Source organism: Rhodococcus sp. P4_B6, assembly GCF_056402215.1.
On record NZ_JBFUHV010000203.1, the window covers coordinates 1 to 14,171 of the forward strand.

General features: G+C 63.7%; 13 protein-coding genes. 12 read left to right on the forward strand and 1 reads right to left on the reverse strand.

The genetic code is table 11. The annotated features are described in order from the left end of the window. Nucleotides 1–356: helix-turn-helix domain-containing protein (locus tag AC1DWT_RS44200; protein WP_477925637.1), on the reverse strand; the 356-nt coding region annotated here is incomplete at its 3' end. Between the two features lie 254 nt (nt 357–610). Here AC1DWT_RS44200 and AC1DWT_RS44205 point away from each other — a divergent pair. From AC1DWT_RS44205 to AC1DWT_RS44260, 12 genes are all read left to right on the forward strand, one after another. Beyond that, complete coding sequence (locus AC1DWT_RS44205; protein ID WP_477925639.1) at nt 611–1,495, forward strand: DUF6282 family protein; 885 nt, start codon at nt 611–613, stop codon at nt 1,493–1,495. Then, a complete protein-coding gene (locus tag AC1DWT_RS44210; protein WP_477925641.1) occupies nt 1,495–2,277 on the forward strand; it encodes an HpcH/HpaI aldolase family protein in 783 nt (260 codons plus the stop codon). The genes AC1DWT_RS44205 and AC1DWT_RS44210 overlap by 1 nt, the downstream gene beginning before the upstream one ends. Next, nucleotides 2,274–3,317, forward strand: a complete 1,044-nt coding sequence (locus tag AC1DWT_RS44215; protein WP_477925643.1) for a dihydroorotate dehydrogenase — start codon at nt 2,274–2,276, stop codon at nt 3,315–3,317. Before AC1DWT_RS44210 ends, AC1DWT_RS44215 begins: the two co-directional genes overlap by 4 nt. Before the next feature lie 29 nt (nt 3,318–3,346). Next, nucleotides 3,347–4,429: an alcohol dehydrogenase catalytic domain-containing protein gene (locus AC1DWT_RS44220; RefSeq protein ID WP_477925645.1), complete on the forward strand. Its 1,083-nt coding sequence runs from the start codon at nt 3,347–3,349 to the stop codon at nt 4,427–4,429. Nucleotides 4,430–4,550: 121 nt separating this feature from the next. Next, nucleotides 4,551–5,903 carry an MFS transporter gene (locus AC1DWT_RS44225; protein ID WP_477925647.1) on the forward strand — a complete coding sequence of 451 codons (1,353 nt, stop codon included), beginning with the start codon at nt 4,551–4,553 and terminating at the stop codon, nt 5,901–5,903. A gap of 221 nt (nt 5,904–6,124) precedes the next feature. After that, the gene (locus tag AC1DWT_RS44230) at nt 6,125–7,624 is read left to right on the forward strand and encodes an NAD-dependent succinate-semialdehyde dehydrogenase (protein ID WP_477925649.1); all 1,500 of its coding nucleotides are present in this window, start codon (nt 6,125–6,127) and stop codon (nt 7,622–7,624) included. Nucleotides 7,625–7,657: 33 nt separating this feature from the next. Further along, nucleotides 7,658–8,962, forward strand: a complete 1,305-nt coding sequence (locus AC1DWT_RS44235) for an aminotransferase family protein (RefSeq protein WP_477925651.1) — start codon at nt 7,658–7,660, stop codon at nt 8,960–8,962. A gap of 36 nt (nt 8,963–8,998) precedes the next feature. Next, nucleotides 8,999–10,060 carry an extracellular solute-binding protein gene (locus tag AC1DWT_RS44240; protein WP_477925653.1) on the forward strand — a complete coding sequence of 354 codons (1,062 nt, stop codon included), beginning with the start codon at nt 8,999–9,001 and terminating at the stop codon, nt 10,058–10,060. Nucleotides 10,061–10,063: 3 nt separating this feature from the next. Next, nucleotides 10,064–10,966, forward strand: a complete 903-nt coding sequence (locus tag AC1DWT_RS44245; protein WP_477925655.1) for an ABC transporter permease — start codon at nt 10,064–10,066, stop codon at nt 10,964–10,966. Further along, a complete protein-coding gene (locus tag AC1DWT_RS44250; protein ID WP_477925657.1) occupies nt 10,963–11,742 on the forward strand; it encodes an ABC transporter permease in 780 nt (259 codons plus the stop codon). The genes AC1DWT_RS44245 and AC1DWT_RS44250 overlap by 4 nt, the downstream gene beginning before the upstream one ends. After that, a complete protein-coding gene (locus tag AC1DWT_RS44255) occupies nt 11,739–12,878 on the forward strand; it encodes an ABC transporter ATP-binding protein (protein WP_477925659.1) in 1,140 nt (379 codons plus the stop codon). Before AC1DWT_RS44250 ends, AC1DWT_RS44255 begins: the two co-directional genes overlap by 4 nt. A gap of 50 nt (nt 12,879–12,928) precedes the next feature. Next, a complete protein-coding gene (locus AC1DWT_RS44260) occupies nt 12,929–13,966 on the forward strand; it encodes a phosphotransferase (protein ID WP_477925661.1) in 1,038 nt (345 codons plus the stop codon). Nucleotides 13,967–14,171 lie beyond the last annotated feature (205 nt).

The window sequence follows — 14,171 nt, forward strand, 5'->3', positions numbered from 1 at the left end:
CTCAGTACCGCTGTCTGATGTGTCGCGGACGCGAGCTCGTCCATGACCGGGCCGGCAGCGTCTTGAATCCGCCATCGACCGAGCCCCAGTGAAGCCAGCTGATCCACCAGTGGTCCGAGCTCGTATCCGCCGTCGCCGGCCTTCTTCAGCAGCCCGTGCAATTCCAGCGACGACAGATACCGGTGGATTGTGGACCGGCGCATTCCTAGCGCGTCGGCTGCGTGGGCGGCCTTCAGAGTCGGCTGTGCGGGGGTGAATAGCCGCAGAATCGTGGCGACCCGGGCAACCACTTGCAGGTCGGCCTTGGGTAGCTCGTCGTCGCCGCTGAACAGATCTGCCTCGGCGTCGTCACTCATTGCACTTCCTCCAGACCTCGATCAGATGTCGCACTATCCGAACACCGGATCTATCAATGTGGGACACGAATAGTGTGCGCGGTCACAAAAAGTTTGTCAAAGTGCTTGCCAAGCAATCGGTCATGGCRCAAAGTAGGCGAAAGGTGCCGCATTGTGAACATCGCATCTACTATTCCGGGATCTGTGGGTGAACGTTCCCCATGACACCCATCGCCCCAACGCCAAATCACTCGATAGTGGAAGGACCAATACCCATGGATAGTCGCGTAGCCGAAGTCCTCGAAGGCGCCTGCGATCTGCATGTACACCCGGGACCATCGCCATTCCCCCGCCGCATCGGCATCAAGGATGCCGCCGAACAGGCGCACGCCGCCGGTTTCCGCGCCATTCTCGTCAAGTCGCACCACCACAGCATGCTTCCCGACATCGAGTCGGCAGTGCTCTCGAGTGGCCCCCTGCCCATTCCGGTCCTTGGGGGCGTGGCGTTGAACAACTATGTCGGTGGAGTCAATCCGATCGCGGTCGAACTCGCCATCAACCGTGGCGGCCGGATCGTCTGGTTCCCAACGATCAGCTCTGACCGCCATATCTGCGCACACAGCGACGAACTTCGTTTCCCGAAGACGGATCACGCCCTGACCGTGGGGGCCCCGATCGAGGTACTCGACGAAAACGACAAGCTGGTTCCGGCGGCGCACGAGGTTCTCGACCTCATCGCCGAACACGATCTGATCCTCTCCACCGGGCACATGGCGCCGACCGAGGTAACCGCCGTCCTCACCGAGGCAAAACAGCGTGGAATCGGTCGCCTGCTTGTCAACCACCCCAACTTCGTCATCGAGGCCGACGAAGACCTGGTTCGACACTGGATCTCCCTGGGCGCGGTGATCGAACATTCCCTCTGCATGTACGACGATCGGTCGTCGTTCTGCAACTGGGAACCCGCCGAACTGGTCCGCCTGATCCGCCTGTTGGGTCCCGAAAACACCATCTTCGGCTCCGACCTCGGCCAGCGGGGCAACCCGTTGCCGGTCGAAGGATACGAGCGCGTCATCGGAGAGCTCCTCGATGCTGGAGTGTCGGTCAAGGACCTGCGGATGATGACTGTCGAGAACACGGCAGCGCTGGCGGGCATTTGATGACCACCGCGGCACCACTCGCAAGAGATCTACGATCCCGGCTCGAACACACCCCACAACTGGGAACATTCGTCAAGATCGCCGGCGGCGACGTCATCGACCTGATTGCCCTCGCTGGATTCGACTTCGCCGTCCTCGACCTCGAGCACAGCCAACTCACCTACACAGAAGCTCGCCACTCGCTCGCGGTAGCGCGTGCGAACGGTCTTGACATGACCGTTCGGATTCCCAGCCTCGACACCGGTCTGGCCAATCGGCTACTCGAGGCCGGCGCAGCCGGGATCCAGATGTCCACGGTCCGCTCAGCGGACACCGCACGCCGACTCGCCCAGGCACTGCGGTACGGACCTGTCGGGTCACGCAGCATCAGCCTCTCGCAGCCCGCCGCCCGATACGGCGCGACGCCACTCACCGAGTACCTGGACAGCCACACCCATCGCCCCCTGATAGTCGGGCAGCTCGAGACCGTGGACTTCGACAACCCCATCGAGGACATCGTCAGACCTCTCGACGTGGCCTTCATCGGCACCCTCGACCTCTCCGTCGCAGCGGGAACGCCCGGCGACCACTCATCTCCGGTTGCAGCGAAAACCATCGACTCGATCACCGCCGCAGCGCAGAACACCGACACCGCACTCGGCATTTTCACCTCGAACGCCGCCGAAGCCGAACGCGCCATCGACTCCGGGTTCCACTACATCGTCGTCAGCTCCGACCTCGCTCTACTACGCGGAGCAACAACACAACTGGGATCTCACGTGCGCCAGGTGAGGTCTCGATGAGCCCCATAGAGACCACGGTCGCCGGGTTCACCACGAAGAATCCGATCTGGGTCGGATCCTCCGAAATGACGATGTCACTCGACGGCATCCGCGCCTGCGTCGACGGCGGGGCCGGGGCCGTGATCGCCAAGTCGATCAACGAATCGCAGGCAGCCCGCGATCAGCTCGACATCGCCGACTACGCCTTCCTCACCGACAACCATCACCACGCGGACCCGCCGAACACCCCGCCCGGTGCTTCGCTGTTCAACCGCAGCGGGCTGGCCCAGTCCTCACTCGACGACTGGTTGACGATGCTCGAGCGCGGACAAGACTATGCCCGGAGCTCGGGCAGCATCGTGATCGGCAGCATCACCGCCGCCGATCCGCGGGCCGCCGGCGATCTCGCCCGCGCGCTGAGCGACGTCGTTCCCGCCGTCGAAGTCAACGTCGGCGCACCCCACGGACGCGAGGCCGCCCACGGCGCGGTCCGGCAGCTGACCGACAGTGAAGCAGTCGGCAACCTGGTCCGCACCGTCCGCCGCGATCTCGACGCGCCCTTGTTGGTGAAACTGCCGGGAATGGCCTCCGACATCGGCTCCCTCGTCGACGCCGCTCACCAGGCCGGAGCCGACGCAATCACGCTGACCGGGCGGTTCAACGGCTTCCTCCCGTCGGTACAAACCCATGAACCACTCCTCGGGTCATGGGGTGCCTACAGCGGACCATGGGCCGTTCCCATGACCCTGTACGCCGTGAGCAAGGCCTACCACGCCCACCACGGCGCGATCTCCCTCATCGGCACCAACGGTGCCCGCAGTGCCGACGACGTCATCCGATTCATCCTCAGCGGCGCATCCGCCGTCGAGCTGGTGAGCCTGCTGTGGATCCGCGGACCACAAGCCATCACAGAGCTCGTCGACCACCTGCGCGACTACCTGGAAACGAACGGAACTACCGTCTCCGAACTGCGCGGCAAAAGCGTCGCCCTGGCGCGAACCTACGCCGACATCGCACCGATCTCACCGCGACCCGAACCCTGGACCACCCCCTCCCTCTGACCTCACCTCATTCGAAGAAGGCAACGATCATGCGTGCAGCAGTACTCAACGCTCCCGGACACAACAACATCACCATTCGCGAGGATGTCGAGCCCGGCGATGCGGACGGCATCTTCGTCAAGGTCCGCATCCGCGCGGCCGGTGTGTGCCATTCGGACCTGTCCGCGGTCTCCGGGAGGCTCGGGCTGCCGACGCCAGTGGTCATCGGACACGAAGCGGCCGGTGACGTCCTCGAGGTCGGAGCTGACGTCACTGAGGTATCCGTCGGCGACCGCGTCATCGTCTCCTGGGTCCCCCAATGCGGTACCTGCTGGGCCTGCACCACGGGACAGGCCCAACTGTGCACCTTCAACACCACCGAGCAATACCGGCACACCCGCTTCCAGGTCGACGGGCACCCGGTAGCGGCGCAAGCCGGATGCGGCGCCTTCGCGGAGGAAGTCATCGTCACACAGCACAACCTCGTCGCACTCCCCGACGACGTCCCGTACGAAGTCGGTGCACTCATCGGATGCGGGGTCACCACCGGCATCGGCGCCGTAATCAACACCGCCCAGGTCACCGCCGGATCCTCCGTCGCCGTCATCGGCTGCGGCGGGGTCGGTCTATCCGCAGTGCAGGCAGCCGTCGCCCAAGGTGCCGCGTCCGTGGTTGCCGTCGACCCGATACAGGACAAACAGATGCTCGCGCTATCGCTGGGTGCCACCGCCGCCATCGGCCCCGACGAACTGGACGCCACCGCGCGCACCACAACGGGGGCGGCCGGCGGGTTCGACTTCGCGATCGAGGCGGTAGGCAACGCTGCCACGATCCGCGCCGGGTACGACAGTCTGCGTCGCGGCGGCACCCTCGCAATCGCCGGCGTCGGACCCAAGGACACCGAGGTCGCCTTCACCCCGTACGAACTGTATGCATCGGAGAAGCGCATCGTCGGATCGGTTTTCGGCTCCAGCTCTATCCGGCGCGACTTCCCCAAGGTCATCGACATGTGGCGCAACAAAGAAATCGACCTCGACCGACTCATCAGTGCGCGCATCACCCTGGCCGACGTCCCAGATGCTCTCGCTGCCCTGCGATCCGGCACCGCGCTGCGCTCCGTCGTTCTCGTGTGAGAGATACCGTCTCGCGCCTTGTCACCAAACACCACGAGTGCCGTGATTGCACCCGCGAAACCGCCAAAGATCCTCCACCTTCGCAAGCCAGCCGCAACGTTCACTCCACGCAGGAGCACCCATGATAGAACCGACCGCGACTCGTCCCCCTCGTTTCGACATCAGCACCAATCCGGCCACAGAAGAGCATCGAAAGTCCGCGATCCGCGGCGGAGTGCTCGGCTACTACGCTGATCAGTTCGACATCTACCTGCCTATCATCACGCTGGCGCCGGCAATGATCTACTTCCAGTCAGAGACGACCGGCGCAGCGACCGAGGCAATCATCGCAGCCTTCGTCTTCGCATCGACACTCATTGCGCGACCGCTCGGTTCAGCCTTCTTTGGCCAGTGGGCGGATCGGGCAGGCCGCCGGCGCCCCACATTGGTTGCCATCGCCGGCTTCGGTATCTCGGTCGCCGCCATTGCACTTCTTCCCGGCTTCCAACATGTTGGCCACTGGGCGATCGCGATGCTGATCGGCCTCCGTTTCCTCGGCGGGTTCTTCCTCGGCGGCGAGTACAGCACCGCGGTACCGCTAGCGATGGAATGGAGCCCGGTCCGCAAGCGAGGCCTCGTAAGCGGGTTGATCACGTGCACCTCACCGCTCGCAAACGCGACCATTGCCCTGGTCACTCTGGTGCTACTAAGCTCGATGACCTCGACGGGAATCGACTCCGCATATGTGCAGTGGGGTTGGCGGATTCCGTTCGCAATCGGCGCACTGCTTGCGGCGGTAACCTTTGTGTACTACATCACGCACGTAGAGGAATCTCCGGACTTCGGCGACGACACCATCAATCCCGAACAAGCGAAATCGCCTCTCGCGCAGCTGGTACACGGCACCCACAGAACCAAATTGCTCCAAGTTTTCGTGCTGATGACCGGGGCCTGGCTACTGACCAATCTAGGCGCCGCCGTACTACCGTCGGTAATGAAGCTCGAACTCGGCGTCCCCAGCACGACGGTCACCCCCATCATGATGATCTCGTCGCTGATCACCGTCGGCACGTTCGTCGGAGCAGCAGTGCTGTCACAGCGCGTGGGCCGACGCCCCTTCTACATCGGCGCGGGCATAGCCGCCGCCATCGTGACCCCCTCGGCGTTCCTCGTCCTCCACACCCTCAACGGCGAACAGATCGTTCCAATCGCACTGTGTGCATTCGCTATTCAGGTCAGCACCATCTCCATGTACGGACCGATAGCGGCATACTTGACCGAACGCTTTCCCGCCAAGATCCGAGCCACAGGATATGGGGTCGGCTACAGCCTCGCGATCGTTATTCCTGCGTTCTATGCGTTCTACATCAGCGGGTTGTCGAGCGTATTCGGCGAGCGGGCTGCAGTCCCCATTCTCGCGGTCGTCGGCGGCGCACTGGTCGCCACGGGAGCGTTTATAGGACCGGAAACCCGCGACGTGGACATGTCGAACTGAGCAACAGCACCGGCGTGCGTCGGCGGCGCCGCACGCTGGGCGAGCGGGACCCTCTGGGCGCGTCGTTTGCGGGCGCCGGTGTTCGCCTCTGATGTTGATCCGGCAGCAACACGCCGCAACGGATTCGAAACGTTCAGGTGTTGACATTATCAACAGACAGGTCGACACTCAGACTCGTCACAAAGCTGTTGAGCGCATCACATCCCGTTCCAGGAGAACACATGCACGTACAGACCCCGACCGGCCACTACGACCAGGGCGGATTGACTACCACCGAGGACACCGGAAACGTCGCGACCCTGTTCATCGGCGGATGCTGGATCACGGGAACGGGCACCTTCGACGTCACCGACCCCGCCACCGGACAGGTCATCGGGCAGGCCAGCGAGTCCGGGCCCAACGAGGCACTCACCGCCCTGGACGCCGCCGCCCAGGCCTTCCACTCCTGGCGTAGCACCCCCGTCGAAACCCGATCAGCAATCCTGCACCGTGCAGCGGACGCGATCCGCGCCGACGTCGACGCACTCGCCGACCTGATGACCGCAGAAAACGGGAAGCCCATCGCCGAAGCACGCGGCGAAGTCCTCAACTGCGCTCGCATGCTCGAGTGGAGCGCCGAAGAGGCGCGCCGGACGTGCGGCCGCACCGTCCCCTCCGCCGCGCACGGCCCTTCAATGGTCGTGACCCAGCCGGTCGGACCCGTGCTCGCCATCGCTCCCTGGAACTTCCCCGCAAGCATGCTGGTCCGCAAGATCGCCATGGCCCTGGCCGCTGGATGCACGGTCATCGCCAAGCCCGCCGATCTCACTCCACTCATCGCAGTCGCTGTCACCCGCCGGATCGTCGACGCCGGTATTCCCGACGGTGTGCTGAACCTACTCACAACCACCGACCCGGCAGCCGTCACCGCAGCACTCCTCGACGATCCCCGGCTGCGGAAGGTCAGTTTCACCGGATCCACCCGAGTCGGCCTTAGTCTCGCCGAGGCCAACGGCACGCGCCTGCGCCGACTCTCGCTGGAGATGGGTGGCCACTCCCCTGCCATCGTCCTCCCCGACGCCGACATCAACGCCGCAGCGTCAGCCATCGTCGCGTCCAAGTTCGCCAACGCCGGCCAGAGCTGCATCGCCATCAACCGCCTCTACATCCACAACGACATCGCTGAACAGCTCATCGCTGCAATTGTCGAGCGCACCCAAGCACTGACCCTCGGACACGGATCCACCGACGGCACCGACGTCGGACCGCTGATCAACGACGCCGCCCTGACGAAGGTCAGTGGGCAGGTCGACGACGCACGAGCAAAGGGCGCTCGCGTACTCACCGGAGGCGCGGCATGGAAGCCCACAGACGCTTCGCTGACCGGCGCCTTCTACGAACCCACCATCCTCGTCGAAGTCGACGACACCATGCTGATCAGCCGCGAAGAGACCTTCGGCCCGGTACTGGCCGTTTACACCTACTCCGATCGCACCGAGGCAGTGGCCCGGGCCAACGACTCCGAGTACGGGTTGGCCGCATACGTCTTCGGACGTGACATCGCCGACCTCTGGCAGACCTTCGACGAACTCGAGTTCGGTGTGATCGGCGTCAACGACCCCTTCCCAGTGCGCCCGGAGTTGCCCTTCGGGGGACTGAAGAACAGCGGCCAAGAACGCGAAGGCGGATCCGAGGGAATCGACGCCTATCTCGAAACCAAGGCCGTTTCCCTGCGCTGGTAATCGCGCCCCACAGCACTCCCGAAAGGACCTACCGTGACCACCTCCACCACCAGCCCATCACTCACGCGCGACGAAGAACTCTCCCACCTCGACACCAAGTCGATCATCCACCCCCACACCGTCATCGGCTCCCCCACCAAACCAGTAGTCTTCGTCAAGGGTGACGGCGCCCGACTGTGGGATGCGGCCGGCAACGAGTACATCGACGGCACCTGTGGACTGTGGCAGTGCCCCGTCGGCCACGGTCGACAAGAACTGGCAGATGTTGCCGCCAATCAGATGGCGACGCTCGAGTTCTACTCCTCGTTCGGAGACTACTCGAACGAACCCTCCATCCGCCTCGCCGACAAACTCCTCGACATTGCCCCCGCCGGAATCGAGAAGGTCTTCTTCACCAACGGCGGCTCGGAAGGCAACGAGACCGCAGTGAAGCTCGCGCGCCTGGCCTACCACCACGCCGGACAACCCGACCGCACCGTCATCCTTGCCCGCACCGGCGGCTACCACGGCATGGGCGGCGCCTCCCTGGCAGCGACAGGAATCGACCGCCTCCGCGAGGGCTACGGTCCGCTGATCCCGGGCATCGAGTGGCTGTCCAAGCCTCACGCCCTCCCCCACGGCGACGATGCCACCGACATCCTCATCACAGAACTCGAACAGCGCATCGCCGAGATCGGTGCCCACCGGATCGCCGCGTTCATCGGCGAACCGATCCTCGGTGTCGGCGGAATGGTGCCACCACCGGCGGGGTATTGGCCCCGAGTTCAGGAAGTCCTGCGCCGCAACGACATCCTCTTCATCGCCGACGAAATCGTCACCGCCTTTGGGCGCACCGGCGAATGGTTCGCCTCCACCTATTACGGCGTGGAACCAGACATCATCGTGACCGCGAAGGGCATCTCCAGCGGATATTTGCCGATGGGCGCCGTGCTGGTCGGCCGCCGCGTGCTCGACCTCGCCGACGGCGCACTGTTCCTGCACGGCTTCACCTACAACGGACATCCGGTAGCGAGTGCCGTTGCACTCGCGAACATCGACATCATCGAGCGGGAAAACCTCATGGCACGAGGACTCGAGGTCGGGCGCCGCCTCCTCGACGGGCTGAAGCCGCTCGAGGACCTGCCGATCGTGGCCGAGGTCCGCGGTGTCGGCACCCTCATCGGAATCGAGTTCGCCACCGGCGACACCGCCTCAGTACAGGCCGGTGCCCGCGAGCACGGCGTCATCGTGCGTGCCTCCGGCAACACGATCGTGATGTCACCCCCACTGGTGATCAGCGAATCCGACATCGACCGCATCGTCGCCGTCGTCACCGACCAAGTGAAAGCAGCCGGCTGACTCGGGTCGCCCGAGTCGCCTCGGCGGAGGACGCCAATGAAAACTGCACCGCACGCACTCGTCGCCGTCGTGGCCGGGTGCCTCTTGCTCACCGCATGCGCCCAGTCGAACGCTAACGGTGAGACTCAACCCGGGGCCGACGCCACCGGCGCGATCACCTTCGTATCAACCGGAGGAAAGTTCCAGGAAGCCCAAACTCAAGCCTGGCAGGTCCCGTTCACAGAAAAGACCGGCATTGGTTTCGTCAATGACGGCCCGGTCGACGAATCGAAAATGAAGGCCATGGTCGACGGTGGCAAAGTCACCTGGGACGTGCTCGACACGAGTGCCGGCGCCGCCGGCCAGTACTGCGGCAAGTACCTCGAACCCCTCGACTTCACGGTCGTCGACCGCTCGAAATTCGACCCGAAGACCGTCGGAGACTGCGGGGTTCCCGCGTACTTCTACAGCACCCTGCTGATGTACGACACCTCGAAATTCGCGGATAACCCACCGACCTCGGTCGCAGACTTCTTCGACCTCGACAAATATCCCGGCAAGCGAATCGTGCCACCAGAACTGAGTGTCGGGCTGCTCGAATTCGCACTCCTCGGCGACGGAGTCGCCCCCGACCAGCTCTACCCACTCGACGTCGACCGCGCTCTACGCAAACTCGATTCGATCAAAGCCAAGACCACCTTCTCGACCACATACGGTCAGATCCAGCAGGCGATGGTCGACCAACAAGTCACCATGGCCCTGACCTCCACCGCCCGCGCCGAAGCAGTCCTACGCGCGGGCGCTCCGTTCACCGCGGTCTGGGACAAAACAGTCGTGAACTGGGACGACCTCGTCATCCCCAAGGGCTCCCCGAACAAAGATGCGGCGATGCAGTTCATCGCATTGGCTACCGACGACGGCCCCTCCTCCGACTTCTCCCGGCTGTCCTCGACCCTGCCCGTCAACAAGGACATCGCCACCCAATTCGACGACGTTCAAGAGGCAATCAATCCCTTCGCACCGGGCCGAGAGGACGGGATCGTCTACGGCGACGCCCTGTGGTGGTCCGAAAACCTCGACACCGTCACCGACAAATTCACGAACTGGCTGGTGGGCTAACCCATGACAACCACAGCAACCGCACCGAACCACATGCACACCACACCGCAGCACCCGGCGGTAGACGCTCCCCCGCGCCGCCGCCCCACCTGGTTCTGGTTCCTCGCACCCGGTCTTCTACTCCTACTGGTCTTCTTCTTCGTGCCACTGGGCAACATCGTCTGGAAAAGCTTCACCGATCCCACCTTCGGGCTCGCCAACTACAGGAACCTGATAACCGACGGCGTGTCAGTCCGCATCCTGCTCCGCACCCTCCTCACCGCAGCCGCAGTCGCCACCCTCACCCTCGTGCTGGGCTTCCCCTATGCCTACGCCATGACACGAGTGTCCAAACGTGCCCGGTCCGTGATGACGATCCTGGTGCTGCTCCCGTTCTGGACCTCACTGATCGCCCGGAACTTCGCCTGGTTCATCCTCGAGGAGGGGAACGGACTGATCGACCGCTTCTTCCAGCTGTTCGGCCTCGACGACGTCGTCCTCCTCGGCACCCTAACCGGCGTCACCGTCGCCATGGTGCAAGTGATGCTCCCCTACATGGTGCTGCCGCTGTTCACCTCGATGAACACCATCGACCGCCGACTCCTCGATGCCGCCGCCAGCTGCGGTGCACCCTGGCTGACCGCCTTCCGCACCGTGTACCTACCGCTGTCGATCCCCGGGGTCGTATCCGGCTTCTCCCTCGTCTTCATCATGTCCCTCGGCTTCTACATCACGCCCGCCCTGCTCGGCACACCACAACAAGCACTCATCCCGCAACTCATCGAGATCCGCGTTCAGCGACTACTCGACTTCGGTGCAGGCGGAGCTCTCGGCGTCGTCCTGCTTGCCGTCACGCTCCTCATCCTCGGTGTGGTGGCAAGAATCGCGAAGCCGACCTCCACGCTCGACCGATTGGCGGACAAATGAGCAGAATCCTCAAAGCGTGGGTCGCGATGGTCGTCGTGGTCCTCCTGGCACCCACGCTCGTGGTCATCCCGATGAGTTTCTCCGACTCGACCACATTCTCATTCCCCCCCAAGGGGTGGTCACTACGGTGGTACCAGAACTTCTTTCAGTCCCCGGAATGGGTCGACGCCCTCTTCGACTCCCTGAAAGTCGGACTTCTAGCGGCAGTGATCGCCACCGTCGTGGGAACTTCCGCCGCAATTGCTCTCGACCGCAGCAGATTTCGCGGAAGATCCGCCGTTCAAGGTGCCATGATGGCGCCAGCTATCGTGCCGTCCATCGTGATCGCGGTGGCCATCTACATCATGTTCCTCCGATGGCACCTCACCGGATCATTGATCGGTTTCGTCGCAGCACACAGCATCCTGGCGGTACCGTTCGTCATCGTCGCCGTGAATACCGCGCTGGCGAACTACGACCGCACCGTCGAACATGCCTCTGCCAGCCTGGGTGCCGGACCGATCACCACTTTCCGTCGGATCGTCCTGCCCTCGCTCGCACCGGGCATCGCCTCCGGTTTCGTCTTCGCCTTCGTCACTTCCTTCGACGAGGTAGTCGTCGCCTTGTTCCTGCAAACACCAGACCTGCGCACCCTCCCGGTGAAGATGTACAACAGCATCACCCTCCAGATCGACCCCACCATCGCCGCCGCATCCAGTCTCATCGTCGTGATCACCACCGGCGTGTTGTTGATCGCACAGTTTCTCCCCCGACGCCGAAACGAGAACGCATCATGACCGTCACCGCGCCATTGTCCGCCCCCACCACGACAACTCCCGGGCTCGGCATTTCCATCCGCGAGGCATGTAAGACCTACCCAGGTATGCACCGGCCGGCCCTGAGCCGCGTATCGCTCGACATCGCGGCCGGCGAATTCATGACCTTTCTGGGTCCCAGCGGGTCCGGCAAGAGCACCTTGCTGTCGATGATCGCCGGCTTCGAGCCGATCTCGTCGGGCAAGATCGAAATCGGCGGCGTCGACGTGAGCAACGTCAAGCCGCACAAGCGCAATCTCGGAGTCGTGTTCCAGCAATACGCCCTCTTCCCGCACATGACCGTCAGCCAAAACGTCGCCTACCCCCTCCAACAGCGCAAGGTCCCCAAATCCGAAATCGCTCGGAGAGTGCAGGAAACCTTGGACATGGTGAGCCTGAGCCATTTGGCGAACCGGCACCCCAAGCAACTGTCCGGCGGTCAGCAGCAGCGGGTCGCGCTCGCACGTGCCATCGTCTACGCACCGGGCGTACTTCTCCTCGATGAACCCCTCGGCGCCCTCGACAAGAGGCTTCGCGATGGACTTCAGCGCCAGATCGCACGCATGCACGACGAACTGGGCTTGACCTTCATCTTCGTCACCCACGACCAGGAGGAGGCGCTCACCCTTTCCGACCGGATTGCCGTCTTCAACGACGGCGGGATCGAGCAGGTTGGAACCCCGCAAGAGCTCTACGACAAACCGAACACACTGTTCGTCGCGCAGTTCCTCGGAGAATCCAACGTCTTCCGCGGCGCCGTCGCCAACGGGCTGCAGTCATTGCACTGCGGACTGTTCGAAACAGCCCTCACTGCCCCGCAGCAAGAGTTACTCGCCGGCCAGCAGCAGGGCGGYCTCGTGGTCCGCCCCGAACGCCTGACCGTCAGTACCGTCGACGCCCACGTCCCGACCGCCCTCATCCGCACCGAAGCCCAGCTGACCGACATCGTCTACGTCGGAAATCATCACCGACTCGGGCTGCGGTTCTCCGACGGCACCCAGGGATCGGCCATGCAGGTTGCGGGGCAGCCCATCTCCGCCACCCCGGGCGAGAACGTCACCGTGTCCTGGCACCCCCAAGACCACAGCGTCGTCTCCCTACCCGACACCGCCGCCTGAACCCGCCCCCACCCAGGTTCCGTCGACCCGAGCAAGGAGAGCGCACAGCCGTGCCCACCCACCATGATGTTCTCGACAGATTTGCCCGTATCCACGCCGGTCCGCCGCCACTCGACGACGAGGGCGCCAAAACGATCATCGAGAGATACCTCGGAGAGAAAGCCTCACGCGGTGCCAGCGCCCCGAGTCGGGTGCCAGGGGAAACCGACGCGAACTACACCTTCACGATCGGCACGTCACACTATCTCCTCAAGGTTTCCCACGCCACCGACGACGAGCGCATCACTCTGCAACAGAACGTGCTGCGCCATCTACACACCTGCAATCTCCCCTTCGACGTCCCACGAGTCGTCGACACCGCAGAAGGTGATCAATCCCTGCGAATCAACGCCGGAAGCGGCGACCTCATCGTCCGGATCCTCACATGGCTCCCCGGACACCCCCTCGGCCCGATCGAAGATCCAGCCGCCGAACTTCTCGACGACATCGGTTCAGCGGCAGGAGCACTCGCCGCTTCATTGGACAAAGCCGATCTCGACGCAAGGCCGTCCCTGACGAGCCACTGGGACCTCGACACCGGACTGGCGGTGATCGACACCTATCGAGACCAGCTACCCGAACAATCGGCTCTGCTCACCGAAGTCCTCGAGATCGCCACACCCGCACTCTCCGCGGCCGGACCGCTCCCGCAGGCGCTGATCCACAACGACCTCAACGTCTTCAACCTCCTCGGCACCACCAAAACGCACCGCACACGAGTATCGGGGATCATCGATTTCGGTGACATGCTCATCACCTCCCGAATCAACGACCTCGCCATCCTCATCGCCTCGGCATGCCGCAACGGCACCAACTTCGTCACCAACGCCACGAGAATCGCCGCCGCCTACCACCGCCGGCGCCCGCTCACCGCTAACGAGATCGACGTGCTCTTCCCGCTCGTCCTCCTGCGCACAGCGACCGTCCTGGTGACCACCGCACAACTCGCGCGCACGGACCCGCGTCACCGCGGCAGCATCCGTCCCGAGCACCTCAGGGACCTAACCTGGATTTTTCGTGCGGGAGCGCGGACCGGGGTGTGCAGATAAGCGAAAGTGCCTGTCCTGCACGGCATAATGGGACTTCTCTAGGGTTCCATAATGCTGACGGGAAGGCACTTCGCAGGTGAAGAGTATCGCAGCGGGTTCACGGGTGAAAGTCTCCGCCGACGGACGGGGCGTGGTGTCGCATGCCGGGGTGGGGATGCTGCGGGAGATGGCGGACCTGACGGGGCTGTCCGCACAGGTCACGGCG

What these genes read in the sequence shown, in the direction of transcription:
- AC1DWT_RS44220 (WP_477925645.1), top strand. Translation starts at nt 3,347, where the DNA reads ATGCGTGCAGCAGTACTCAACGCTCCCGGACACAACAACATCACCATT.
- AC1DWT_RS44215 (WP_477925643.1), top strand. Translation starts at nt 2,274, where the DNA reads ATGAGCCCCATAGAGACCACGGTCGCCGGGTTCACCACGAAGAATCCG.
- AC1DWT_RS44245 (WP_477925655.1), top strand. Translation starts at nt 10,064, where the DNA reads ATGACAACCACAGCAACCGCACCGAACCACATGCACACCACACCGCAG.
- AC1DWT_RS44205 (WP_477925639.1), top strand. Translation starts at nt 611, where the DNA reads ATGGATAGTCGCGTAGCCGAAGTCCTCGAAGGCGCCTGCGATCTGCAT.
- AC1DWT_RS44225 (WP_477925647.1), top strand. Translation starts at nt 4,551, where the DNA reads ATGATAGAACCGACCGCGACTCGTCCCCCTCGTTTCGACATCAGCACC.
- AC1DWT_RS44250 (WP_477925657.1), top strand. Translation starts at nt 10,963, where the DNA reads ATGAGCAGAATCCTCAAAGCGTGGGTCGCGATGGTCGTCGTGGTCCTC.
- AC1DWT_RS44210 (WP_477925641.1), top strand. Translation starts at nt 1,495, where the DNA reads ATGACCACCGCGGCACCACTCGCAAGAGATCTACGATCCCGGCTCGAA.
- AC1DWT_RS44230 (WP_477925649.1), top strand. Translation starts at nt 6,125, where the DNA reads ATGCACGTACAGACCCCGACCGGCCACTACGACCAGGGCGGATTGACT.
- AC1DWT_RS44240 (WP_477925653.1), top strand. Translation starts at nt 8,999, where the DNA reads ATGAAAACTGCACCGCACGCACTCGTCGCCGTCGTGGCCGGGTGCCTC.